Source organism: Nocardia arthritidis, assembly GCF_011801145.1.
Classification (GTDB): domain Bacteria; phylum Actinomycetota; class Actinomycetes; order Mycobacteriales; family Mycobacteriaceae; genus Nocardia; species Nocardia arthritidis_A.
Genome location: NZ_CP046172.1, coordinates 6,816,724 through 6,842,699 on the forward strand (window position 1 = coordinate 6,816,724; position 25,976 = coordinate 6,842,699).

23 protein-coding genes are annotated in these 25,976 nt (G+C 64.8%); 17 read left to right on the top strand and 6 right to left on the bottom strand.

All coding sequences use genetic code 11. From position 1 onward, the window contains the following. Nucleotides 1-345 precede the first annotated feature (345 nt). Nucleotides 346-1,557, bottom strand: a complete 1,212-nt coding sequence (locus F5544_RS30885) for a YncE family protein (RefSeq protein ID WP_238846756.1) — start codon at nt 1,555-1,557, stop codon at nt 346-348. A gap of 386 nt (nt 1,558-1,943) precedes the next feature. Here F5544_RS30885 and F5544_RS30890 point away from each other — a divergent pair, with 386 nt between their 5' ends. Beyond that, the gene (locus tag F5544_RS30890; protein WP_167476436.1) at nt 1,944-2,948 is read left to right on the top strand and encodes an NADP-dependent oxidoreductase; all 1,005 of its coding nucleotides are present in this window, start codon (nt 1,944-1,946) and stop codon (nt 2,946-2,948) included. 11 nt (nt 2,949-2,959) lie between these two features. On the opposite strand, the gene F5544_RS30895 is transcribed toward F5544_RS30890, so the two are convergent. The 4 genes from F5544_RS30895 to F5544_RS30910 form a co-directional block, all read right to left on the bottom strand. Next, the gene (locus tag F5544_RS30895; protein WP_167476437.1) at nt 2,960-3,415 is read right to left on the bottom strand and encodes a hypothetical protein; all 456 of its coding nucleotides are present in this window, start codon (nt 3,413-3,415) and stop codon (nt 2,960-2,962) included. Between the two features lie 589 nt (nt 3,416-4,004). Further along, nucleotides 4,005-4,235, bottom strand: a complete 231-nt coding sequence (locus F5544_RS30900; RefSeq protein ID WP_167476438.1) for a hypothetical protein — start codon at nt 4,233-4,235, stop codon at nt 4,005-4,007. A gap of 1,806 nt (nt 4,236-6,041) precedes the next feature. Further along, on the bottom strand, nt 6,042-6,920 hold the full coding sequence (locus F5544_RS30905) for a haloalkane dehalogenase (RefSeq protein ID WP_167476439.1): 879 nt from the start codon (nt 6,918-6,920) through the stop codon (nt 6,042-6,044). A gap of 131 nt (nt 6,921-7,051) precedes the next feature. Further along, nucleotides 7,052-7,192, bottom strand: a complete 141-nt coding sequence (locus F5544_RS30910) for a hypothetical protein (protein WP_167476440.1) — start codon at nt 7,190-7,192, stop codon at nt 7,052-7,054. Between the two features lie 613 nt (nt 7,193-7,805). On the opposite strand from F5544_RS30910, the gene F5544_RS30915 reads away from it, so the two are divergent. Beyond that, complete coding sequence (locus F5544_RS30915) at nt 7,806-8,570, top strand: hypothetical protein (protein WP_167476441.1); 765 nt, start codon at nt 7,806-7,808, stop codon at nt 8,568-8,570. Between the two features lie 256 nt (nt 8,571-8,826). On the opposite strand, the gene F5544_RS30920 is transcribed toward F5544_RS30915, so the two are convergent. Next, nucleotides 8,827-9,747, bottom strand: a complete 921-nt coding sequence (locus tag F5544_RS30920) for a LysR family transcriptional regulator (protein WP_167476442.1) — start codon at nt 9,745-9,747, stop codon at nt 8,827-8,829. A gap of 305 nt (nt 9,748-10,052) precedes the next feature. Between F5544_RS30920 and F5544_RS30925 the strand changes: the two genes are divergently transcribed. The 15 genes from F5544_RS30925 to F5544_RS30995 all read left to right on the top strand — a co-directional run bounded on the left by F5544_RS30925 (nt 10,053) and on the right by F5544_RS30995 (nt 25,975). Continuing rightward, entirely contained in the window at nt 10,053-10,913 is an 861-nt protein-coding gene (locus F5544_RS30925; RefSeq protein ID WP_167476443.1) for a pirin family protein, read from the top strand. 27 nt (nt 10,914-10,940) lie between these two features. Next, nucleotides 10,941-11,825 (top strand): LLM class flavin-dependent oxidoreductase, encoded by an 885-nt coding sequence (locus F5544_RS30930; RefSeq protein WP_167476444.1) that lies wholly within the window; start codon nt 10,941-10,943, stop codon nt 11,823-11,825. A gap of 275 nt (nt 11,826-12,100) precedes the next feature. Beyond that, on the top strand, nt 12,101-13,021 hold the full coding sequence (locus F5544_RS30935) for a hypothetical protein (protein ID WP_167476445.1): 921 nt from the start codon (nt 12,101-12,103) through the stop codon (nt 13,019-13,021). Between the two features lie 119 nt (nt 13,022-13,140). After that, nucleotides 13,141-14,067 (top strand): esterase/lipase family protein, encoded by a 927-nt coding sequence (locus F5544_RS30940; protein WP_167476446.1) that lies wholly within the window; start codon nt 13,141-13,143, stop codon nt 14,065-14,067. A gap of 85 nt (nt 14,068-14,152) precedes the next feature. Further along, the gene (locus F5544_RS30945; RefSeq protein ID WP_174867448.1) at nt 14,153-14,638 is read left to right on the top strand and encodes a GAF domain-containing protein; all 486 of its coding nucleotides are present in this window, start codon (nt 14,153-14,155) and stop codon (nt 14,636-14,638) included. Continuing rightward, nucleotides 14,635-15,867 (top strand): metal-dependent hydrolase family protein, encoded by a 1,233-nt coding sequence (locus F5544_RS30950; protein ID WP_167476447.1) that lies wholly within the window; start codon nt 14,635-14,637, stop codon nt 15,865-15,867. Before F5544_RS30945 ends, F5544_RS30950 begins: the two co-directional genes overlap by 4 nt. A 4-nt stretch (nt 15,868-15,871) precedes the next feature. Further along, entirely contained in the window at nt 15,872-17,185 is a 1,314-nt protein-coding gene (locus F5544_RS30955) for a threonine/serine ThrE exporter family protein (RefSeq protein WP_167476448.1), read from the top strand. Nucleotides 17,186-17,490: 305 nt separating this feature from the next. Next, a complete protein-coding gene (locus F5544_RS30960) occupies nt 17,491-18,552 on the top strand; it encodes a 2,3-butanediol dehydrogenase (protein ID WP_167476449.1) in 1,062 nt (353 codons plus the stop codon). Nucleotides 18,553-18,565: 13 nt separating this feature from the next. Further along, nucleotides 18,566-20,029 (top strand): amidohydrolase family protein, encoded by a 1,464-nt coding sequence (locus F5544_RS30965; protein ID WP_167476450.1) that lies wholly within the window; start codon nt 18,566-18,568, stop codon nt 20,027-20,029. A 39-nt stretch (nt 20,030-20,068) separates the two neighbouring features. After that, nucleotides 20,069-21,007: an NADP-dependent oxidoreductase gene (locus F5544_RS30970; RefSeq protein WP_167476451.1), complete on the top strand. Its 939-nt coding sequence runs from the start codon at nt 20,069-20,071 to the stop codon at nt 21,005-21,007. Nucleotides 21,008-21,051: 44 nt separating this feature from the next. Continuing rightward, nucleotides 21,052-21,909 (top strand): alpha/beta fold hydrolase, encoded by an 858-nt coding sequence (locus tag F5544_RS30975; RefSeq protein WP_238846757.1) that lies wholly within the window; start codon nt 21,052-21,054, stop codon nt 21,907-21,909. Between the two features lie 50 nt (nt 21,910-21,959). Next, entirely contained in the window at nt 21,960-23,474 is a 1,515-nt protein-coding gene (locus tag F5544_RS30980) for a GMC family oxidoreductase (RefSeq protein ID WP_167476452.1), read from the top strand. A gap of 13 nt (nt 23,475-23,487) precedes the next feature. Further along, the gene (locus F5544_RS30985; protein WP_167476453.1) at nt 23,488-24,015 is read left to right on the top strand and encodes a YbhB/YbcL family Raf kinase inhibitor-like protein; all 528 of its coding nucleotides are present in this window, start codon (nt 23,488-23,490) and stop codon (nt 24,013-24,015) included. Nucleotides 24,016-24,042: 27 nt separating this feature from the next. Then, nucleotides 24,043-24,906 carry an NAD(P)-dependent oxidoreductase gene (locus F5544_RS30990; protein ID WP_167476454.1) on the top strand — a complete coding sequence of 288 codons (864 nt, stop codon included), beginning with the start codon at nt 24,043-24,045 and terminating at the stop codon, nt 24,904-24,906. A 52-nt stretch (nt 24,907-24,958) separates the two neighbouring features. After that, nucleotides 24,959-25,975, top strand: a complete 1,017-nt coding sequence (locus tag F5544_RS30995; protein WP_167476455.1) for an amidohydrolase family protein — start codon at nt 24,959-24,961, stop codon at nt 25,973-25,975. Nucleotide 25,976 lies beyond the last annotated feature (1 nt).

A 25,976-nucleotide genomic window follows, 5' to 3' on the forward strand; every position in this document is an offset into this window, starting at 1 on the left:
GAAACACACTGCGCTCGGCCGAGATACGGCCGAGCGCAGTCTCGTGCGCACTTCCGCCCGACCGCGGCGTTCGAGGCTTCCTCGGCCCCGATCGCGCACCACCGGGCTTGGCCGCACCCCGATGTGATTCGAATCGCCCTGGTGCACAACCCCACGAGCGCGCTGTGCGAAACGGATCGATGTCGCGGCAGGTTGCCCGACAGGTGCGGCACCAACTCAGCTACGGTGGTCAGGTTATTCGTACCCAGGTACCGGTGCCGTTTTCATGGAGAGGGCTGCGTCGGCGGTCCAGCGGGGTACGGTCGTCATCGGCGTTGACGAGATGGGGAAGTCGGTCGCCAAGGCTTACGCGGCGGGCGATTTCCAGTCCGCGGACAGGTTGCCCACCCGGACTCGCTGTGGATGGGCACCCACCGGGGTCGAGGTGATCTTCTGCCCGGTGGCGAAATCGATGGCGGTGACCTGGTTTGCGGCGCTTTCGGAGATCAGGCACGCCTTACCGTCACCGCTGACTGTCGCCCAGTAGGGCTTGGCCGCGGTCACCAACGGACCCTCCTCGAGGGTGGCGGTGTCGACGACGGTGGCGTAGTTGTCCATCGTTCCGGCGACGCACAGCTTGGTGCCCTCCGGGTTGATCGACAGGCCGTGGTGACGCGAGTCGTTGACAAATGTGGTGCGGTCGTCGCTGGTGTTGGGATTCTTCGGTAGCTCCTTGACGCGCAGGATCTTGTCGGCGGCCACGTCGTACTCGAGGAAGCCGTTGAAGAACGACACCTGGAAGTAGAACTTGGACTCATCGGGGCTGAAGGCCACCGGACGCACCGCATTCGAGAGGTCCTTGCGCCCGAAGGTGTCCAGTCGCGGACGCATGTCGATCACCTTGACCTGCTTGAAGGTGTTCGCATCGGCGATGGTGATCTTGCGATCACCCTTGGTCCAGTCCATTGCTGGGGCATCGAGACCGGTGTTCACATTACCGATGGCCATATTCCAGATTTTGCCGTCCCTGGTGAAGACGTTCTCGTGCGGCTTGTCGCCGGTGGCGAACTTACCCAACTCCTTTCCGGTATCGATATCGAGCACGTGGACGGTGTTGCTGGTCGAGGCCGATACCGCGACACGGGTCCCGTCAGGGGAGACGGCCATGTGGTCGGAGCGCTGGCCCGATACTTCGAAGCGCCACTTCAGCGTGCCGGTGGCGGTATCAATGGAAGCGACGTCAGCGAAACTCGGTCGTGAGACGACAATGGCCGAGCCGTCCGGGGTGGTGTACATGTCATCGACATACTGGTCATGGCCTTCGCCGACCGTTTCGCGGATGCCGAGAAAGTACACGAGCCGCACCGGGTTGGTGTAGATCTCACGCAGCCGCTCGTCCTTGTCGGGGACAAGGTTGATGCGCCCGATCTTGGCGAAGTCCCCGGTGGACTCGATGACGTCGGCGGTGCCCTCCCAGTTGTTGCCGACCAGCATGACCTGCTGAAGTCCGGGTTCCCCGGCGGCCTGGCCGACCTCGCAGGTGAATACCCCGGTCAGCAAGGTAGCGGCCATGGCCATTGGCGCGCTGCGCCAGAGTCGTCTACGCCGACGTGTTGGGTTCGAGACGCGCATGGAGTCCCCTCGGATATTCGAACTCGAGTTACCGAACAGTAGGTAGTCACGTCGTGGGCCACAAGCCGAAACGCGCAAGCCATATCCGCCACACCCGGATCGGCGATAGCGATGGCACAGTTGTCCGACTATCGATGCGACCAGTCGAATATCTGTCATGATCCGGCTTCAGCAGGCCCTCTTCGACCTTGCCGAGATTTAGCTTGGGTAGTCGAACGGATCGGAGATACAGAGATCTGGGAAGGAGTCTCGATGTTCGCGCAATTCCATTTCGATGCGATCGCGGTGGCCGACGGAGGGGTGCGGGGCGGTGCCAGCCTGCGGGTCTGCCGATGACCCGTATGCGGGCGGTCACCGTCGCCGCCTTCGGTGCGCCACCGGAACTTACCGAAATACCTGTGCCCCAACCCGGTCCGGGCGAACTGCTGGTGCGCATCCAATCAGCGAGTATCAATCCCGCCGACCGCAAGATCGCCGACGGGTTCCTGAAAGGCAAAGCACTACACCGATTTCCGCTCGTTCTCGGCGCCGACGGGGCCGGGACAGTGACCGCGATCGGCCCTGCGGTCACCCGCTTCCACGTCGGCGAGCGGATCACCGGCAGATTCTCCGGCCCGCCGATCGGGCGGGGTTCCTTCGCCGAGTACGCGGTGATCGCACAGGATACGGTCCTCACCCGGCTACCCGATCGGTTCTCGATGGTGGAGGCGGCCGCCCTTCCGGTCGCCGGACTGACAGCCCGCGCGCTGGACACAGCGATCGGACCGCATCTCGACCGTCGGATCCTCGTGATCGGCGCGGCCGGCGGTGTCGGCTCCTTCTTCGTCCAGTTCGCGAACAGCCACGGCGCCTACGTCATCGCAACCGGGCACCAGGACGACGAACGTCGTCTGCGACTACTCGGCGCGGTCGAGGTCATCGATTACACGCAAACCTCGGTGCCCGACCAGGTACGAACTCGTCACCCCGACGGTGTCGACGCGCTGATCGACCTGGTGAGCAATCCAGACGAATTCCAGGAACTGCTCGCGCTGGTCCGCCCCGGAGGCATCGCATTCAGTACGGTCGGCGACGCCGAGAGCGCGGAGCTCGTCGTCCGCGGTCTCGGTGGCGGAAACTTTCAGCATCTGCCACGCAGCGAGGATCTGGCCCAACTGGTACAGGCCGTGGCCCACCGCAGAATCCATGTGCCGATCGAACGCACCGTCCACCTCGACGAACTACCCGCCGTCCTCACCGCAACCGGCGGCCAGCGCGGCAAAACAGTGGCTGTCATCGGTACCGGCGACAGATCCGGTGATCTCGATCGGTGGCGCACACGCGACTCGACCAGATGACGATCGACAACTCAGCCCATCGAACCGTTATCGCTGAGCTCGAGCGGAGTTTCGGTCGTCTCGTCACTGGGTGCGAAAGTCGAGTCCGTAGAGTCCGTCGAGTCCGTGGTCGACGGGCCGTACGCGAGCCGCTCCGCCGAACCCGACGCCAGCCCACCGACCACCGGGGCCACTGCCGCGCTGCCGGTGCCGAGCGCCTGTGCCGCCGCGCCGATCACGGTACCCGCCGGTCCGGCGACCGCGGCGCTGCCGGTGCCGAGCGCCCCGGCAACCGCCCCGAGCACGGCCAGCGGAAGACCGAGTCCGCCGGTAGCCGCGCTGCCGGTGCCGCCGATCCCGGCGCTGCCGGTGCCGAGCGCCGCGCTGCCGGTGCCGAGCAGTTCCGCGGCCGTTGGGGCCACCGCCGCGCTGCCGGTGCCGAGCGCCGAACTGCCGGTACCCAACGCCTCGGCCAACGGTCCGACCACGCCGAGACCCGCGCCGAGTACCGCGCTGCCGCTGCTCGATAGTGTCCCGGCGAGCGGGCCAACCTGTTCGGCGCTACCGGTGCTCGAGCTGGACTTCGGGGCTGTACCGGCTGCGCCCGAGGCACCTGGACTGCTTGTCCGACTCGGCGCCGACTCGAGCTCGAGCGGGCTCCGACCCGTGGGTTCCGTCCACAGCGACTCCGTCCGAGTCTGTGGACGGGTGGCAGGCGCGGATCTCGGCGACGGGATCTCCGTTCTCGGCGGAGCCGAAAAGTGCGGTGCCCCAGGCTTGTTCGATATTCCCGGTCTGGCGCTCGGCGCCGGTCCGCCGCCGCCATGCGGGGCCGGGCTCCGGTAGACCTTCCAGTCCGCGGTGAGCGCCACGGCGTCGCCGGACCGCTCCGGCTGCGCGGTCCCGTGCTCGGCGATCGCCGCGTAGATCAGCGCGGCGGCCGACGCCAAGGCAATACGCGCTGTAGGGATGGGATTCCGTCGTGCAGTGTGCTTTCCCATTGGTTACTTCCTTCGCCGATCGTCGGATCGATTTGTGGCAGAACATCACTCGGTGCGCACCGCCCTCGGCGGATCTTCAGTTGCGATTCAGCGAGCCGGTCCCCCGGTCGATCGTGGCGCACGCCGGGGCAACCGGGTTGTTGCTGCCCGCATCGAGGAAGAGGACATCGGGCGTCGGTTCGGCGACAGCCTGTGGGCTCGCCACCGCCCAGCCGACGACGATCACGACGCCGAGTACCCGGCGGTGACCCGGGATCGACGCCTGTGGACAGCTGAAACGCTGAATCTCATGGTCAACTTTCTTCATCGAGAGCGAATCACGACGTCGGTGATTTTCTGGACGCACAACGCGCTCCCGACCTCGAATTCGTCCGAGCCGCGTGGCGGACGATTTGTTTCGATCCGAAGAATATGAACCCACCCGAGCCGTGACAAGCGATTCCAAGCGTTCCTCAAGCGCGGTGAGACCCGATTCAACGACCGCCGGGTAAGCCCGTCGGAAGGCGCCTGCTCCGCCACGGGCTCCTCCGGCGACTCGGTCGGCGGTCCACCATCGGCCCCGATCGGGCGCCCGATCATCGACACTCGGCATCGAGACACGGTGAAGCCGTTGCTCTTTCAAGCATCAATGCCCAAGCGGTAGCCGGGAAAGATGACGATCGTATCTACACCCTCACCAGCAATAACCCTCAGCAGCCAGCGCTGCTCAGAACTTCTGAATTACCCCATGAGAAGCATGGCCGGAACATCATGAAGATCTACTTCACATAATTTCGCTCGGTAAGAATGTTGCCCTATGGTCGACGGCGTCGAGTCATGGGCGTGGTACTTGTGTTCACAACACCAACTGATATCGCTGTTCCGATATCTATCGCCAGTCGAGCTCGCCAGTCCGATTCACTTATATTGCAGATGGAGGTTCTGTTTCATGTCGAGTACCGCCAAACGGCGCAACTATCGCGGAAAACATCGACTTACGAAGGCGCGGTCAGGCGGTCTATCACATGCGGTGAAACAGCCCGGACCCCGGATAAGCGCCGCCCTTCTCGCCACCGCATTGCTTGCGCCCGGCGCGCTCAGCCTGACAAATGCCGCTACCGCATCGGCCCAAGCTCCGACTCTGGGAAACTGGAAAGTGGCGATCCAGGGTTACGACGAGCAGGGTCGGGCGATCGTTCATTACAACAACAGGGTCAACGATCCCAACATCGAGACTGCGGTCCAGCACTTGAACTCGACACCAGGCCTTAACGTCGTGTTGAAGCCCGGCACGAGCAGGGGCGCCATCAACATCAGTCACGAAAGATTCTCCGGGGCGACGGCCGGTTGGGGAGGGCTCGATGGTTCGGGTCCGTATGTCAAACTCGATCCCAAGTACCTCAACTGGAATGCTCATGACAGAACCGAAATCGCTTCACACGAACTCCTCCACGCTCTCAACCTGGCTCACAATAACGACCCGTGCAGCATTATGTACGGTCGGGTCAACAGGTGCAACAACGGCCCGACCCAGCTGAGCCGGAACGAGATCAACCAGCTCAACAGCACGTACACCCGGGGAAAGCCGACGAACCCGTCTACAAACCCGACAGTATCGAACGACCGAACCAGACCAGCGGAAACGACCACCTCGACCCGGCCGACAGATATACACACAGCGCCTAATAATCCGAAAACGGATACGCCGCGGCAGAACAAATGGACCCCACCCGAAGAGAACACGTGGAACCAGACGCGGCCGCAAAACACGTGGAACCAGCCACGACCACAAAACACCTGGAACCAGCCGCGGCCGCAAAACAGGTGGAACCAGCCGCGGCCACAAAACACCTGGAACCAGCCACCGCGGGCATGGAACCCACCCTGGCAAAACAACTCGAACCGACAGCACCTGTGGAATACCTCGCGGCAGAACACATGGAACATTGGGAGAAGCCCCCAAATTCCCTCATGGACACGACCCAAACCACAAAAGGTATGGGGCTTCCATTTCAATCGATAATCCATACCGCTCGCGCATACGGATACCCCGCCCGTAAGAAATCAACGGGCGGGGCGCCGGGGCCAGCCTGACGCTGTTCGGCGAGACGGGTACGGCCCTGTCGACTGCGATTCATACCAACTGGCTGGGTGCCGGCTTGGTCAGCGTGTGCCGGCGAATCCAGTCCGCCACAGCGGCGCCGATGGCGTCGGGTTGGTATTCCGGCGCACAGCGTCCGGCCGGTCCGATCGTCTCGACCTCGACGCCGGCGAAATTCTCCTCGGCCCAAGCGATCAGCTCGGGCGAGTCCAGGTCGGTGGCGCTGTCCTCCCCCGCCATCACCAGCTTCGGCACCTCGGGCGTCCGTGCCATCCAGTGGTCGTATTCGGTGACTCGGCGGACCACATCGGCGGGTTCGCCGTCGAAGGGGTATTCGCGCGCCCATGCCAGCATCGGCATCCGGGAGGTGGGGGTGGGGTATGGAGCCCGGTAGACGGCGAGGTCGGTATTCGACAGACCAGGAACCGACGGGAGATCCTTTTGGAGAAAGATGTTGTCCTGTAACACCATTCGCTCCCCCTCGGGCGAGCGCAGCCGCCCGAGTACCCCGATCGACGCCGGTCGCAGGTCGTCCGAGCGCAGCGGCCGCAGGAATGTCTCGACCAGGGCGACTCCACGCACGCGGCCGGGATGTGCTGCGGCCCAATCCATCCCGAGCGCACCGCCCCACTCATGGCCGACGAACACCACCTGTTCCAGCCCGAGTTCCTCGATCCAGGTATCCAGGTAGCGGGCGTGATCGGCGAACCGGTAGTCGATGTCGGGCTTGCCCGAACTGCCCATCCCGATCAGGTCCGGCGCCAGGCAGCGGGCCTGACCGAAAACGTGTGGTATCACATACCGCCACAGATACGAAGACGTCGGATTCCCGTGCAGGAACACCACCGGGACGTCCCCCGAACCGATGTCGAGATAGCTGATGAACGAGTCGAGTACATTAATCTTCACCATGATTCCCCTATCTCGCTGCTTTCATGCGACCTGCGCCCGGGTGACCGGACACTGAAACCGGTATCAACACCCACCAAGCACGGACCGACGTCGCCCGTGAATGTAGTGACGAGTGGCTACCGAGGTGAAGGTCAGGGCCCGTTCCGGGCCTGCCACATCCAGGATTGCTTTTCCAGGTCGGCCGCGACGGTATTCAGAATGTCCTGGGTGACCGGGTCGGGCTCGGCGGTGGCGACAATCCCTCCGCGGATCCGGGCTATCACCACATTCAATGCGGTGACTATGGCGGCGACCGGATCCGTTGCGGCCTCAATGCAATTTAATACTGTTCGCTAACGGTTTGTACACGCGGGATTCAGATGGCTACCATCTGAGCGGGAGATAGTCGAGAAATTGCGATTTACCGGCTTCGGCGTTCGATCCCTCAGGTGATTCATATCACCGATCGGGCGAGGAACGGCACAGGTCACAATCGCCACTACCCGTCCACCCGCCACCGGCAGATCATCCCTGCTGACGAGACTCCGTAGTCGCATCACTCCACCCGTTACCGCTCAGCTTTCGGCGGACTGCACTGCCTGCGGGCAGCTCCACGTCCTGGTCGCACACTCGTGGCGGCGCGCTGATCTGCGGGCCTTACCCGGGAACCAATTCGACGAACTCCCGCCGGTCGGAGAGCGCGGTGAAGCAGCTTCGAGCGATAACCGTCCGATTTGTGCGCGGACTCGGATAGATTTGTGTTATCAGCACATAGCCGCCTGCGTGGCCTTCGGTTAGCGTATTAAACCACCGAGGTTCAGAGCCGCTTATTCTATCGGCGATGCATTTTCTTCGACCGAACAACGGCGTTAGACGAAACACTCTGTATGGAGAGGATTCACAGCTATGAAACGTGTAGGCGCTGCTGTCGCCACCGCTTTGGCGACGCTGGCCTTATCATCCATTTCGACTTCCGTCGCGCATGCGGCCGGACAGTCCGAGGTGCATATTCAATTCGACTCGGCGGACCTCGGCGATTACGCATTCTTCGAGGGGAAATTGAAATGGGACGACAACGGCGGATACTCGGTCGATGGACACTTGCTCTGCGACAACCGTGATCACACCACCCTGCGGCTGGAATACGGCGGCGAGACCGAATCATGGAAGAAGTCCGAAGAAATCGGGTGCCGCGGCGAGGAAAAAAATATCGTCGTGTCCGGGAAACTGGCACCCAACGAGAAGCTGGAACTGCGCCTAGGCAGTGCGATGACCGAGGGCGGTACACAGTACACCGCCGGTCAGAAGTTCGATATCTCGCCGAGCGGGCGCAGTAAGACCAGTGTGGGGTTCTCGGTCAACCGTGACGGTAACGTACTGAAATTCAATGGCGAATTGACATGGGACGGCAGCGGTGCGTACACCGTCGCCGGCGAGCTGTCCGCCAAATGCTGGAATACGGCCCGCCAAACGGTGTGGCTGGAATACGGCGGCACAAGTGAGTCGTGGAAGCATTCTTCGGAAGTCGACTGCAACAGTGGCAGCGGCCGGATCGAGGTGTCCGGGAAACTAGCCCCCGGAGATAAGCTGGAACTGCGCCTGGGCAACTGGCTACAGCTCGGCGGCGGCACGCAGACAAGCGAACGTAAACAGTTCGATATCTTCTCGTAGTCCAGTCGACGCACGGGGCCGTCGAAGTCGCCGGTTGACGGTTTGACCTGCGGTTCCGGCGTGTCGCTCGGGCGGGCACGGCAGCGCTACGATGATGATCGTGGTTGTGAAACCCGATCGCTCGAAAGCTGTTGCCGTGCCCGCGTTTTCGTCATCTCCCGGCTAGGTTCCGCCGAGCGTGCCGCCCACAGTGAATGCGGAGGCCGGGACACCAACCGCCCGCACATCGGTTTACGAATGGTCATATTCGGACAGATCAACTGGCCGACAACCAGTCCCCCAGTGTCGTCTGGACATTCCGCTGGACATGTTCAGCGAATCGGCGGGCAGCGGGGCTCGCGGCCGAGCCGCGCGGCAGGGCGAGATCGATGCGGCGGCGGAAATCGAAATCGAACCCGGTGACCTTCAGCGCGTGTACCGGCAGCGACGAGTCGGCCGCTACCCCGCAGGGCACGAAGGCGATACCGAGCCCGGCCGCGACCAGGTCCGCAACCATTGCCCACTCGCCGACCTCGCACACGATCCGGCGAGTGAGTCCGTTGCCCGCGAATGCCATATCCGTCATCACACGGCTCGCCCACTGCGGCTGGGTCTCTACGAAACGTTCGCCGTTCAGCCCATCCAGGGCCACCTGCTCGACCTGGGCCAGCGGATGATCGAGCGAGCAGATCAGCACGTACGGCTCGCTGGCCAGGGGCATCAGCTCCAGATCGTCGGGGTAGTCGGGCGTCGGGGTGACGAGCGCACAGTCCAGCTCGCCGTCGGCGACCATCCGATGCATGCGCAGCGAGGGCAGCTTCTGGACTTGGATATCCAGATCGGGATGATCCCTGCCGAACTCGGCCAGCCAGTCGGTGAACGGCAGCAGATGCCGCGTCGACGTGTAAGCCCCGACCCGAAGCTGCCCGACGAGCAACCCGCGGACGGCTTGGATCGCATCATAGGTGGCGGCCGCGGCCGCGAGCGCGCGCCGGGCGGCGGGCAGCAGCGCCACACCTTCGGCGGTCAGCCGCACCGGATGAGTGCCACGGACATACAGCTCGACGCCGACGTCCTTCTCCAACGCACGAATCGATGACGAGAGTCCGGACTGCACAATGAATTCGCGCTCGGCCGCCCGGGTGAATCCACCCTCCTCAGCGAGAGCGACGAAATGTCGTAGCTGACGCATCTCCATTCGGCGATTATCGCCCGCACAGATGGGAACGATCTGTATCAGTGCGAGCAAAACGACAGCAATCGTCGTAGAACGACTTAAGTACGCCACATCACCCCGGGTGAATCGTAGAGACTCGGCCAATCGGCCCGCGGTCCGATGTATCCGGTTCGCATCGACGATATGCCGCTGATCCCGGCATCGAATACTGTCGTCACGAGTGAGCCGATGGTCGCCGGGCACGGCGGAATACCAAAGCGAGTGTCTGCGTTAGATGACGTGTCATTCAAATAGATTGCATGGCCGGAAACATGTGGAGGCGCACGATGACGACGACACAACTGCCAGGGCACGCGGTCAGCGCGGTTCGCGATCGAGTCGAGCGAGGAGCCACTAGTCAGGTGGATCGTTCGGCTCAGATTCTCGCTCCGGGAAACTGGGCCGACACCGATCCTTTCCTGCTGATGGCCGAGGATTGGTTCGGCCGCAACGGTTTCGACTGGCATCCGCACCGCGGGTTCGAGACCATCACCTATGTGGTCGAGGGGGAACTCGAGCACCGGGACAACCGCGGTGGCCACGGCGTACTCCGAGTAGGTGACGCGCAGTGGATGACGGCGGGCAGCGGAGTGGTGCACGCCGAACTCGCACACAACCGCGAGTTCGTCCACACCTTGCAGCTGTGGATCAACCTGCCCGCCGCCGACAAATTCACCGAACCGGCATACCAGGATCTGCGCGGTGGCGAGATGCCGGTGCGTACCGAGGACGGTGCGCGGGTACGGGTGTTCTCCGGGCGTTCCGGGGATGTCACCGGCCCGGCCCGCAATCACGTGCCGATCACCTTTGTCGATGTGACCGTGCAGCCCGGTCACGCACTGCGCCAAGAGATTCCGGCCGGGCAGCGTGGCTTCGCATATGTGCTGGCCGGGAGCGGCCTGTTCGGCAGCGATCGGACTCCCGCGCACGCCGGGCAGACGGTGCACTTGGCCGCGGATGCCGCCGAGACAGCCCTCGAAGTGACCGCGGACGGCCACGAACCGCTGCACTTCCTGCTCTGGACCGGCACACCCCTCGGCGAGCCGGTCGCCGCCTATGGCCCGTTCGTCATGAATACTCCAGCCCAGATCCAGCAGACACTCGTCGACTATTCGCGGGGAGCATTCGGACCGATCCCCGGCGAATAATGCCGCGCCGGACCCAGGAGGCAAGAGATGCCTACTCGCACAGTCGAATTCGGCCTTTTCCTGATTCCGGAGGCCGATAATTACCGGCAGCTCACCGAGATCGCCGCCTACGCCGACACCGCGGGATTGGATCTGATCGGGATCCAGGACCATCCGTACCAGCGTCGCTACCTCGACACCTGGACGCTGATCACGGGTTTGGCGGTGCGGACCTCGCGGCTCACCTTCTTCCCCGATGTCGCGAACCTGCCGTTGCGCAATCCCGCGGTGTTGGCGAAATCGGTTGCCTCCCTGGACATCATGACCGGTGGCCGGATAGATCTCGGACTCGGCGCCGGGGCGTTCTGGGATGCCATCGCCGCGATGGGCGGGCAGCGATTGAGCGGCGGTGACGCCGTACGCGCGCTGTCGGAGGCGATCGCGGTGATCCGGGCGATGTGGAGCGGCGAACGGGGTTTGCGCGTACCCGGAACCTTCCACACGCTCAATGGCGCGCACGGCGGCCCGGCCCCGACCGGCGATCCCGGAATCTGGTTGGGCGCCAAGGGACCTCGAATGCTGGAGCTGACCGGGCGCGCGGCCGACGGTTGGCTGCCGTCCAGCGGCTGGGCCGAGCTCGACTACCTCCGCCAGGCGGGTGAACGAATCGACGACGCCGCGGCCGCCGCAGGCCGCGACCCGCTCTCCGTGCGGCGCCTCTACAACGTCAGCGGCACCATCACCCGCGACGGCGTGGACCGCGGTTTCCTCAACGGCCCGCCGCAGCGCTGGATCGATGACCTGACCATGCTCGTACATCAATACCGCATCGACGGTTTCATCTTCTGGCCGGTCGAAGGAGATCCGATGACGGCGGCGGCGCGGTTCGCCGAAGAGGTGGTCCCGGTGGTGCGCGCGAATACCGGGGCGTAACTTCCTTCGGCGTCGGCTTCGTCCGAGCACTCATTCGGCCCCAGGGCGGCCGGAGCGCCGACGAGGCTTCGGGAGCGGCGCAAAATGGCCACGGATTTGGCGCGAATTCGGGGCGATACCGCGGAAATATGTCAGCTATCTGCCGAGTCCACCCGTGATATTTGTGGCGATGGGCAGTGCTTCCTACCCTGGCAATTCTATTAACCAGGAAGTTGCCCAATACTGCTCGCGTCGCCGTCGCCGCCCAGCAGCTACCGGACAGCGGGGAGGTTTCTATGCGTGCGACGCTAATCGGCACTCTAGCGGCCGCGGCCGTCTGCACCGCGGTCCTCGACGCGGCGACGGCGAATGCCGCCCCACCGCAACCACCTGCCATGGACAACACCGGGATCCGGCTCGATATCCTGCCCGGGCTGCTGAACTACTCGAGCAGCGTGGCCGACGATTCGGTGCGGATCAGCACTCCGCTCGGCGCACTGACAACCCGCGGCACCAACCAGTACCAGATCACCGGCGCCACCGGGCAATTCATCGCGGGTACCGGCTTCGCCGCGCCACCTGCCGCGGCTGTGGAACCGAACCAACCGTCCACACCGCCTATGCCCGCACCGCCGCCCATACCCGGCATCGGCTTCCACGCCGACCAGAACACCCATACCTCGGAGATCGACACTCCGATCGGCAGCGTGCGTGTCGACGGCACCACGGTCACCGCGCGAGATAACTCCGGTCATGAAGCGTCCGTCGGACCGCCGTGGATCCCGGCCGATCAACCGACCCGCTCCGACGGAGCGTTGCCCGGTGTTCGGCCGGTCGATGATCCGACACCGCCGGACGTCCCGCCGCCGCCCTCGCCCGCGGACCGGATGAACGATTTCAACAACGCGCTCGGGATCGCGGCCACCGAATTCGGTTTGGCCACCGGCGTCGGCGCCATGGTCGGCGGCGTGATCGGGCTCGGCGCGGGCTGTGTGCTCGGCGGTGCCGTCGGACTGTTCGCCACGGCCCTCATGCCGCCGCTGGTGCTGCCCGGGGTTTTGGGCGCCTGCATCATGGGCGCGGTCGATTTCGGCGGTGTCGGCGCCATCATCGGCGGTGCGGCACTGGGCATTCCGGTCGGTATCGTCGCCGGCGTTCAGATGTACAACTCGCTGCACGCCAAGCAGGAGGTCGCCGCCGTATTGCCCACGGACTGAATCGGATGCGGCGACGAACCGAGCCGCCCGCCCCCGCCGGATTCAGCGTATGTCCCACGTCGGAATGACGAAATCGCCACGCGAGATATGGACTTATCAACGGATCAATAAAGGAGCGAATGGTGCGTCGAATCCTAATTGTCCTGGCGGCGGCACTGTCGATCGTTCCGGGGCGGGCCGCGGCGGATCCGTTACCGGTACCGTATTCCTTGACCGCGTTCGTCGCATCGGCGGCCACCGCCACCGCACCGTTCGACCCACCGGGTGGTAACGACTGGAACTGCGTGCCGGGCCCCGCCCATCCACGGCCGGTGGTTCTGGTACACGGCATCACCGGCAATGGTGCGGACAGTTGGCAGAGTTATTCACCGCTGCTGCATAACGAAGGCTACTGCGTGTTCGCGATCACCTACGGTGTCGCACCGGACGCGCAGGGCCCGCAGGCCGGGATGGGTGGCTTCATTCCGATCGACCAATCCGCTGCCCAATTGCGGGAATTCGTCGACCGCGTGCGCGCCGCGACCGGCTCGCGAACGGTCGACATGGTCACCTGGTCGGAAGGCACCCTGGTCGGTGCCGCGTACCTCCAATTCCACGGCGGCGCCGACGCGGTGGAACAGGTGGTCAGCCTGGCACCGATCTGGCAGGGCACCGCCGTCGCCGAGCCGATCGTGTCCTCGCTGCGCGCGCTCGGCACATACGACGCCACCTATGCCGCGTTCCAGCCGACCTGCGCGGCCTGCACTGACATGCTGACCGGCTCCGATTTCATCAACCGGTTGCAAGCCAGCGGCGTCTACTCCGACCGCGTGCGCTACACCAATATCGTCACCCGCGCCGACCATGAGGTCATCCCCTACACCAGCGGCGTACGGCTCGCACCCAACGCGACGAACATCGTGCTCCAGGACCTGTGCCCGATCGACCTGGCCGGACACAACGGACTGTCCGAGGACCGAACCGTCGGGGCAATCATCCTGAACACCTTCGCCCCCGGCACCGTCGCATCCATCCCGTGTGAACCAACAATGCTGCCTTATGTCTGACAACCCGGAATTCGTAGGAAGACCGAACAGATGAACAGCTCGAAATCTCTCGGATGCGATACACCCAGACCATTGGAGAATTGCGATGCACTCATTTTCGGAGCTGAGAACACTGATCGAGCAGGTCGCTCCCGCACCCCTGATGACGATCCTCGCCTGGATACCCCAGCAAAAGTCCCTACTCAGGGTCTACACCACTCACCCGAACGAATTTCCCGTCGGCGCGCAGAAGCCGGTCGAGGTCTCCGAAGGTTGGCTGGCGCAATGCATCATTCGCGGCGCACTCTTCCTCGGTGCGGATCGCGGCGCGATGCGGAAGCTGTTCTCCGACTATGAACTCATCGAGTCGCTCGGATTTTCCGCGGTGATAAACCTGCCGATCCGCCGCGACAGCACCACCGTCGGCCTGATCGATCTGCTCACGCCGGAAGGCGCATATACCCCCGACACACTCGCCACTATTGTCCGCGAACTCTGGGTTGAGCAGAACACGGTAGCCGATCTCATCAATTCGACAGTACACATGCTCGTTCCCGCCCACAATCAATATGAGGGAGACCGAACAGTATGAACAGCTCGAAAACGCTACTCATCAAGAATGCTTCCGTCCTCGATGTTCGCGCCGGCGAATACACCGAATGCGACATTCTGGCGGTCGACGGGACGATTACCGAACTCGGGCCGAAATTGTCGTCGTCCGATCCCGACTGCGACATCCTGGACGCGCGGGGTAAGTTCGCCCTTCCCGGCTTGATCGACTGCCACGTCCATGTCATCGCGGGCACGGCAAACCTCGGCGATCCGGAAACGCAGAGCCCCTTTCTCACCGGGGCGCAGGCCACAGCCCTCATGGGCCAGATGCTGGACCGCGGCTTCACCACCGTCCGCGACTGCGGTGGCGCCGACTACGGCCTGGCCCAAGCTCAGGCCGTCGGGCTCATCCGGGCCCCGCGCCTGTTCTACGGTGGTCCGGCCCTCAGCCAAACCGGCGGACACGGCGACTTCCGCCCGAGGGGTGACGACCGCGAACAACCACGGCCGTGTTGCGGAATCGGCCGGGTCGTCGACGGACCGGACGAAGCCAGGAAGGCGGCCCGAGACGAACTACGCAAGGGCGCGCACCACATCAAGATGATGGGCTCCGGCGGCGTCGCATCACCGACCGACCGGATCGAATCGACCCAATTCTCGGTCGAGGAGATCGACGCCGTCGTCGCGGAGGCAACGGCCGCGGGCCGTTACGTCGCGGCTCACGTCTATACGGCCGCCGAGGTCACCCGCGCCCTCGAACACGGTGTGCGATCAATCGAGCACGGCGACCTTCTCGACGAAACCAACATCCCATTGTTCCTCGAGCACAACGCATTTCTCGTCCCCACCTTGGTCACTTACTGGTCGCTGCAGCGAGAGGGGCGCGAGTTCGGATTGTCCGAGACCAGCTGGAAGAAGGTCGACCGCGTGCTGTCCGCCGGTGCGGAATCGCTCGAGCTCGCCGCACGCGCGGGCGTCAACATCGCCTTCGGCACCGACCTATTGGGCGGTATGCAGCGGCACCAAACCCGTGAGTTCGCTATCCGCGCCGAGGTGCAGAGCCCCATCGAGGTGGTTCGCGCGGCAACTCTGAACGCCGCCCGGTTGTTGCGACAGGAGGGTCGGCTGGGCGAGATCAGCGTCGGCGCCACCGCCGATCTGATATTGCTCGCGGCCGATCCGCTCGACGATATCGCGGCACTCGCCGCGCCCGAGAAGTATTTGCATTCCGTTGTCCAATCCGGAAACCGAGTCGTCGAAACCAAGTAACGAGATGGGTATCGGTCGAACTCCGGCGTGGGTCATCCGACCCGCACACACCGGCATGCCGCCCGCACCCGAATCACCGGGCGCCACAATCGAACTGTTGCAGCAGGCCGGTATCGCGCTGTGCGATTCGGGAGCGCCGACGCTCCGGATCACCGAACGGCTGTACCGCCTCGCGATCGCCTACGGCATCGACGACGTCCGGCTCTTCGTGCTGCCCACTGGAGTGTTCGTCGGCAGCCCCGGCTACGCCACCGCATTCCGGCGGGCGGAAGGCCATACCCTCAACCTGGATCAGAACGCCGCACTGCACGAACTGTTCGACGTCGCAGCGGCCGGACGGTGCACGGCCGCGGACTGTCTGCGACGGCTGCACAAGATCTTGCGGGCACCGTCCCGCTACGGCGTCGGCACCACGATCTTCGGGCACGCCTTGCTCGGGGTCGGCCTCGGCTTGATCATCACGCCGACGGTGCCCGCGCTCGGCGCGTACGCTGTCCTGTCCGCGCTCGTCGGCGCGGGGAGCCTGATGATCCAGCGGACTCCCCGATTCGCGGCGACATTCCCGGTGGTGGCCGCCTTCCTGGTCACGCTTGTCGCCAATCGCATCGCGGGACCGTGGTTGGGTGAGACGCCCATCATGGCATTGGTGCCACCGTTGGCGTGGCTGCTGCCCGCCGCGAAACTGACCACCGGAGCGCTCGACCTTTCCTGGGGCGACACCATCTCCGGCGCGGCGCGGCTGCTGGACGCGGGCAATCGCATAATGCTGCTCGCCTTCGGCGCGCTGGCCGCCACCCAACTTTTGCCACCGGCTTCCACCATCGCCACCTACCCCCATCTCACCTGGGGTCCGTGGGCCGCACCGGCGGTCTTCGCCGTCGGTATGGCGCTGGTGATGTCGGCCCCGATCCGCGTCCTACCGCATATGACCGCCATCTGCTATTCGGCATACGGCGCAATGGTCGCGGGGGGCATACTGTTCGACCCGCTGCTCAGCGGCTTCTTCGGCGGCCTTGTCGCCACGGTGGCCTCGATGGTGGCGCAGCGGCTGCCGAAGGGTCCCCCCGCCGCCGCCGGTTTCCTGGCCGCGTTCTGGCTGCTGGTGCCCGGACGGCTCGGCCTGTCCGAGGTGATCGAGACCGGCATCACTCATCAGCTGAGCAGCCTGACCGCCGGGGGTGACGCCCTGTTGACGGTGGTCGCCATCGCGACCGGTGTCCTGGTCGCTGCCGGACCAGCCCGGATTGGCAGGGACCCGCACCGAGGTAGCTCACGCCCTCGTGCTGATCCCGGCATCGAGTGCCGTCGTCACGAGTGAGGCGATGGTCGCCGGGCACGGCGGAATACCGAAGCGAGTACCCACGTTAGATGACGTGTCATTCAAATAAATTGCATGGCCGGAACCATGTGGAGGCGCATGATGACGACGACACAATTGCCGGGGCACGGCTGGATTCGAATTCCAGATGATCGTCATCGCTTTTCTGTGCTGGCGCGCTCCGCACGAAGTTCCGATATTGGATGGCGTGCAGGAAGTCACGCGACATTCTGTTTCCGCCGCGTCGGCAGCTGAACCCGGCTAGTCCTCATCAGTGCAACAGGATACGAGGCAAGGAGACGACGGTGCGGGCACTGGTTCTACATGGCCCGAAGGATTTGCGGCTGGACGATGTCCCCGAGCCCGAGCTGCGGCCGGGCACGGTGAAGATCAAGGTCGAATGGGCCGGTATCTGCGGTTCGGACTTGCACATCTACGGCCGTGGCCCGGTCGGCAGCTCGATGACCGGCAAACCCCATCCGATCACCGGGGAGGTCGGCCGGATACTCGGCCACGAGTTCGCGGGCCGGATCACCGAGGTCGCCACGGACGTGGCCGGTTTCGGCCCGGGGGACTCGGTGGCGGTGGAGCCCATCCTCTACGACGGCACCTGCGTGTGGTGCCGCCGAGGCGACTACAACTTGTGCGACAAGATGGGTTTCGTCGGCCTGGATGGCTGGGGCGGCGGATTCTCCGAATATGTGGTGCTCCCGGCACATATGGCCCATCAACTGCCCACGACGATGGGAACCGATCTGGGAGCCTTGGTCGAGCCGTTATCGGTCGCGTGGTCGGCGGTGCGCCGTTCCGGCATCCGAGCGGGCGATACGGCATTGGTCATCGGGGCGGGCCCGGTCGGGTTGGCGCTGCTGCTGTGCCTGCGCGCGGCCGGTGCCAGGTTCGTCGCGATAAGCCAGCCCGCCGGAACTCGCGGCGAGCGTGCGGTCGCGTTCGGCGCGGACCTGGTCCTGGATCCACGGACCGAGGATGTCGCCGCCCGGGTCCGCGAGCAGACCGACGGACTCGGCGTGCACGTCTCCTTCGACACCGCGGGCAGCAAATCCACGCTGGACACCGCGTTGGCCGCTATACGCAAGCGCGGCCGGGCCGTCAACTTGGCGCTGTGGGAGCACCCGGTGGAGATCGATCCGATGCCGATGCTGTTGGGTGAGACGTCCTACACCGCGAGCAACGCCTACGGCGCGGGAATCTACCGCGACGTCATCGCCGCGATGGCCGACGGACGGCTGGATGCGACCCAGATGATCACCGAGCGGATCGCCCTCGACAACGCCGTGACCGACGGATTCCACATGCTTCTCGATGGTGGCATCGCCAGCCAGGTCAAAGTCCTTGTCCACCCCTGAGCGAAGGATGCCGATGTCCGCTCGAACCAGTGCCGCCGTCACCGAATCCGCCCGCCGGGACCAGCCCGACGCCGCAGCCCTTGTGGCCGCCGCGGACGACGCCCGTCCAATCCTGCTGCGCGGCGGTGCGGTGGTGACCCTGGATCCCGCCGTCGGCGAGCTCCCGACCGGTGATGTGCTGGTGCGCGGCAACCGAATCGAGGCGGTCGCACCCGAAATCCCCACGCCACCAGACGCACTCGTGGTCGACACCACGGGCCAGATCGTACTGCCCGGTCTGGTGGATATGCACCGCCATACCTGGGAGACCGTGCTGCGCGGCGTGGGCGGTGACTGGAGTTTGCTGGACTACTTCAACCAGGCGGTCGGCCTGTTCGGCCAGCATTTCCGGCCAGAGGATGTGTACGCCGCGAATTTCCTCGCGGCCACCGAGTCGCTGGACGCCGGGATCACCGGCCTGTCCGATTGGGCCGACGCATCCTTCACCCCCGACCACGCCGAGGCGGCGGCCCAGGCCTTGGAGGATTCCGGGATCCGGGCCAGATTCCTCTATTCGAACGTGTACGGACCGGCCCAAAGCTGGGCGACCACAACGCATGTCGAAAAAATGTGGGCTCGGCTCGGCGACCCCGACGGTCGGGTGAGCATGGGCCTGGGCATCGACTCCACCCGCGACCCGGCGTTCCCGGAGCAGGCGGCTTGGCACTTCGCACGAGAGCACGGGATCCCGGTGACGACCCACGGCGGGCTGTTCGGCTGGGACAACCAGCACTGGATCCGCAAGCTCGCCGATCACAACCTGCTGTGGCCCGGTACGAGCTATATCCACATGGTCGCGGTGCCGGATGAGTTCTTCGGGCTCGTCGCCGACAGCGGCGGCAACATCATCATGAACTCCCTCAGCAATATGAACTCCGGACAGGGTTATCCGACACTGGATCCCGTTCGCTCCCACGGCATCTCGATCAGCATGGGCACCGACGTCGACGTGCGATACCGCCTCGACATGTTCGAGTTGATGCGAATCACGTTGGCCGCCAACAGCGCCTACGACCATCAGCGGGCGCATCGCGCGGGCCACCTACAGCCCTACAACGTACTCCGGCACTCCGATGTGCTCGGCTATGCCACTGCCGGTGCGGCGAGGGCACTGGGAATGTCGGATCGGATCGGCTCGCTCACCGCTGGCAAGCGCGCCGACATCAGCACCGTGCGGATCGACGACCGGGCGCTTTCGCCGCGGTTCAACGCCGCCGCACACCTGGTTTTCCAAGGCACCCGCCACGACGTGGATACGGTCCTGGTCGACGGACGAACCGTGAAATACCGCGGCTCGCCCTCGGATCGGCGCTTGGAACGGGCGGTCGCGCTGGCGGCCGAATCCCGGGAATACCTGATCTCGAAGATCGGCGAGCAGGCCATTCGCAATTCCATCAACGAACCCTTCGCTCCCGAAGGCGAACCCGTTCAATTCTGACGCCGGGCAACGACCGGCGTCCTACGGAAGGAGTACGACATGCGTGCAGTCACCGTGGATTCTTTCGGAGCCGCACCGACCGTCACCGAGGTCGACCGGCCGCACCCCGGGCCGACGGAGCTGCTGGTCCGCATCGAAGCGGCCGGCATCAACCCGTTCGACAACAATATCGCCAACGGATTCCTCAAAGATCACGTGCCACACCAGTTTCCGCTCATTCTCGGCACCGACGGGGCCGGCGTGGTCACCGAGGTCGGCCCCGAGGTGACCCGATTCCACGTCGGCGACCGGGTCGTCGGCAAGTTCTTCGCACCACCGCTGGGACGGGGCACCTTCGCCGAATACGCCGTGCTCCCCGAGGACGCGATCGTGACCACGATCCCCGACAACATGTCCAGCGTCGAAGCGGCAGCGCTGCCGGTGGCCGGCATCACCGCCGAAGACCTCGACGCCCTGATCGGATCGCACGACGGCACAACTGTTCTGATAAACGGCGCGGCCGGCGGCGTCGGCTCCTACCTGGTTCAGCTCGCCGCCGGACACGGCGCCCACGTCATCGCCACCGCCCGCGGCGCCGACGCCGACCGGATGCGATCACTCGGCGCCGCCGAAGTGTTGGACTACACCGAATCCCCCGTACTCGATCAGGTGCGAGCGGCACATCCGGACGGCGTCGAGGTGCTGATCGACCTGGTCGGCGACCAAGGCCACTTCCACGACCTGCTGCCGGTGGTACGCCGCGGCGGGGCGGCCTGGAGCTCGATCTGGTCCGCCGACGAATCAGATATGGCCGCGCGTGGCCTCGACGGCGGCAACTTCGAGTCTTCCGGCGGCGCAGATGTTCTCGCCCGGCTGGTTCGCGAAGTCGCCGACGGCGACATCACCCCAGCGGTCGGCCGTGAAGTGAAACTCGAGCAAGTACCCGCGGTCCTCGCCGATCCCGCGGGCGCCCGCGGCAAGACGGTGGCCGTCATTTAGACGTAAGGCACGGCGGGATCCGACATCGACGAAGGGTGCACGGTATGGGTACGGCCACAATGACATCGTCGCTGCACAGCGTCCGCAGTGTGGACGGCACGGTAATCGCGTACCGGGTGATCGGCCCCACCGACGCGCGACCATTGGTGATGCTGCACGGCTTGGCAGAGAGTTTGATCGTTTGGGGCTCCGTGATCGAGACATTCGCGCAGCGATACCGGGTCGTTACTCCGGATCTGCGCGGGCACGGCTATTCCGGCAAGCCGGAATCCGGCTACGACGATCCAGCTAATTGGGCGGGCGATGTGGCCGCGGTGCTGGCGGCGGAGCACATCACCTCCGGTGCGGTGCTGCTCGGATGGTCCTACGGCGGGTTCGCCCTCACCGACTATCTGGCCGAGAGTGGCAGCGGCGTGGCGGACGGCGTGGTGTACGTCGACGCGATCACCGGCCTCGGCCCCGGTGTCCTCGGCGGCCAAATCGGCCCGGCCATGCGCGACGCCATGCGCGACGTCATCCCCGCCGTCTTCGACGAGGACGGCATGCGGGCAATTCACGCCTACAGCCGCGTGGCCGAGGCCGGGATCTACGGCGCCGCGTCCGGACCCGATGTGCAACGTCTCATCGGCACGAGCCTGATGACCCCGCCGCGCGTGCGCAAAGCGCTGATGACCCGACCACCGCGCGACAACGAGACAACGCTGCGTGCGCTCACCGTCCCCACACTGATCATCCACGGTCTCGATGACACGATTGTCTTACCGGATACAGCCCGCCACCTCGGCGAGGCGATCCCGCATGCGCGGGTGTCCCTATGGGAGAACACCGCACATGCCCCCTTCCTCGAAGATCCCGGACGCTTCACAACCGAGATCACCGAGTTCATCGAGGGCCTGCGATGAACTCGAACACTTGGCAATTCACGCGCTGATCGACTGACGGAGGTTCGGTCGTGCCGGAATACGATGTGGTGATAGTCGGTGGCGGATCCGCCGGAGCGGTGCTCGCGGCCCGGCTCAGCGAGGATCCGGCACGAGAGGTGCTGCTGCTCGAATACGGGCCCGCTCCCGATCCGCAGGAGTATCCCGAAACGCTCTACAACGCCAACATCATTGCCGGAGATCCCCGTTACGACTGGGACTATCACAGTGTCCCGCACGGGATCACACCCTCCTTTCCGCTGCCCCGCGGCAAGGTGCTCGGCGGGAGTTCGGCAGTGAACGCCGCTGTCGCGATTCGTGCCCCGCGCTGGACCTTCGACCAATGGGCCGCGCGTGGCCTGACCGGCTGGTCCTACGAGCAGATGAGCCACTGGTACCGGCGCAGTGAGCGGACCACCTTCGGTGATGACGAAATCCATGGCCGCCATGGCGATTTCGTTGTGCACCAGATGAGCCACGAGGCCCTCACGCCCGCCCAGCGCGCGTTCGTCGCCGCCGCCAGGGCCATGGGATTTCCCGAGGTCGTCGATTTCAACTCGGAGAAGAACGCCGGAGTCGGCCCGTTGACGATGAACATCGTCAACGGCGTCCGGATGAATACCGGCATGACACATCTCGATCATCGGGTGCGGTCCCGGCCCAATCTGACCATCCGCACCGGCGTGCTGGTCGACAGGGTCGAGTTCGCGGGCACCCGCGCGGTCGCGGTGACAGCAGCGGGCGGTGCACGGTTCGAGGGGGCACAGATCGTGCTGTCGGCCGGGGTGTACGGCAGCGCCGCGATCCTGTTGCGGTCGGGCATCGGCCCCGAAGACGAACTGTCCCGGCACGGCATCCGGCCGGTGCAGATCGCGCCGGTGGGTCTCAACCTGCAGGAACATCCGTTCCTGCTGTCCGGTTATGCCGCACCCGCGGACAAAGTCGCGCCGAACGAGCATCCGCTGGCCGCGGCGCAACTGTGGTATCACACGTCGCGGGCGGAGAGCGGCGAGACGGACTACGCGATCCTGCCCGAGCATTTCCTCATCCCGGAAAGCCCGACCGGCACCGGGATAACGATCGCGGTGGCCCTGCTCTCCGCGCGCAGCCGCGGACGATTCCGGCTCACCAGCCGCGACCCGGCCGCGGCGCCCGAATTGGACGTGCGCATCCTCTCGGACCCGGAGGATCTGGCCCGCATGATCGAAGCGGTGCGCGTAGCGCATGAACTGGTGGCGACGGCGCCGTTGGCCGAGTACATCACCGCACCACTGAGCGATTCGGCCAGGGCCACCACCGATGCGGAGCTCGAAGGCGCGATTCTGCGCGAGAGTTCGACCTACCAGCACGGCACCTCGACCGCGCCGATGGGCACCGAGAACGATCCCGACGCGGTCACCGACAACACCGGCCGCGTCTTCGGCCTCGACCGATTGGTAGTCGCCGACGCGGCGATCATGCCGACGGTGCCGCTCATCAACACCAACCCCACGGTGATCGCGATGGCCGAAGCCATCGCCGCCGGTCTATCTGTAACCCGCCCATAGAAAGGACGAAACCATGCCTGCCAATCCCTACGACGCGCTACCCGCGCTACCGGCATTCCGGCTCACTTCCACCGATATCACCGAGGGCGAACCACTGCGCAACGATCAGCTGGGCACCGCCTACGGCGCCACCGGCAAGGATATTTCACCCCAGTTGTCGTGGTCCGGATTCCCTTCGGAAACCAAGAGTTTCGCCGTAACGATGTATGACCCGGATGCCCCGACCCTGTCCGGCTTCTGGCACTGGGCGGTAGCGAACCTGCCGGTGACCACCACCGCGCTGTCCTCCGGTGCGGGCAGCGCGGGCGGTGCGCTGCCGGCCGGTGCGGTGACCTTGCGCAACGACGCCGGATTTCCCGGTTACATCGGCGCTACGCCGCCGCCGGGCAGCGGACCGCACCGCTATGTCGTCGCGGTACACGCCGTCGATGTCGAACGGCTCGACATCGACAAGGACACCACCCCGGCTGTCCTCGGCGGCAACCTCTACGCCCATGCCGTCGCCCGCGCCGTCCTCATCGGCACCTACGAACAGAAATAGGACGACATTCGATCGGAGGGAGCAGCCATGAAACGACAGCCGACGGTTGCCGTATTCGGCACCGGGATCATGGGGTTACCGATGGCGGCGAACCTGGTACGCGCGGGGATGACCGTGCGGGGGTTGAAACGCGGCGCCGCGGAGGCCGAATCCCTTGCCGCGCACGGGATCGAGGTAATGGACTCGGCGAGCCGGATGGTGACCGGAGCGGATTTTGTCGTGACCATATTGCCGGACGGCCCCGTGACACACGCGGTGCTGGAACCGGTTGTGGCCGAACTCCCGGTTGGCGCCGTGTGGCTGCAAATGGGCACGGTCGGACCGGAATGGACCAATCGGCTCGCCGCGTTGGCCGAGCAATCCGGTGTCGGGTTCGTGGACGCACCCCTGTTGGGGACGAAACCGGCCGCGGAACAAGGCACGCTGATCGTGCTCGGATCGGGCGAGGACCGGCTGCGCGATCGGGTCCGTCCGATTCTCGAGAGTGTCGGTGGGCGCATCATGTGGATCGGTGCGGCCGGGGCGGGCAGCAAGCTGAAGCTCGTCGTCAACGCGTGGATGCTGGCCCTCGTCAATGCGACCGCCGAAAGTGTCGCACTCGCAGAGACTTCGGACCTGGACCCGAAACTCTTCCTGGACGCCATCGCGGGCAGCGAAATGGACGTGCCATTGGCTCATTTCGCGGGCGAAGGAATAATCGGCCGCCGGTTTTCACCCAACCTGGCGGCCCATCACGCGGTCAAAGATGCCGAACTAATGCTCGAGGTGGCCGGAAAGGAGGTGGATCTGGCCGGTATCCGTGCGACGCTGACCCATCTGGAGACGGCCGTGCAAGCCGGGCACGGTGACGACGATGTGACCGCCCTCTACTACGGAGTCACGCCGCAATGAGCCCCGCGAACAGAGCTCGGAGCGCAAACGATCCGATGGCATGGTGCCCGGCATGACACTCGCGAAGATCGCCATCGAGGAAGCATTTCACAATCCGCGCGATGTGCGTCCGCTGCTGTCCGATCCGGAACTGCTGCAACAGTTTTCCGATCGGGCGGGCCTCACGCCGGCGTTCTATCGGCCGGTACTGGAGCGGCTCGGCGAATTCGACGAGATTCGGCTCGGCGAAATGGATCGCGGCGGTATCAGCCATGCCATCCTCTCCTTCACCGCACCGGGGATTCAGTCGATCATCGACCCGAGGCGGGCACGCGACGAGGCGAAGCGGCAGAACGACTTCCTCGCCGAGACGATCGCCCGTCACCCGGACCGGTACTCCGGATTCGCCGCCGTGGCACTGCAGGATCCGACCGCCGCGATCGCGGAATTGCGTCGGTGTGTCGGCGAACTCGGCTTCAAAGGCGTTCTCGTCAACGGATATACCAACGTCGACGCGGAATCCGCCGCATATCTGGACGAACCCCAATTCGATGATTTCTGGTCGGCGCTGGTCGAGCTGGACGTGCCGCTGTATCTCCATCCGCGCCCGGCATTGCCGAGCTGGCAGCGGGGCGCGATTCACGGGCATCCCGAGCTATTCGGAGCCACGTGGGGATTCGGTCTCGAAACCAGCACCCACGTGCTTCGCCTGATCTTCAGCGGACTGTTCGATCGCCACCCCGGGATCAAGTTGATCGTCGGGCACCTGGGCGAAGGCCTGCCCGCTCAACTGTGGCGAACGCAGTACAACTTCGACAAGAACCCTTTCGACAAGAAGATCGAGAAGACCCTTCCGGACTACTTCGCGGACAACATCTGGCTCACCACCAGCGGCAATTTCTCCAGCCAGGCGCTGGACGCGGCAATCGGGACGGTAGGAGCCGACCACATCATGTTCGCGGTCGACTACCCCTACGCCGACACGCAATTGGGCACCGACTGGATCGAATCGGCGCCGATCAGCGAGATCGATCGTCGAAAGATCGCACACGGTAACGCGACGTCACTCTTCGGTATCGGACAGGAGTAGA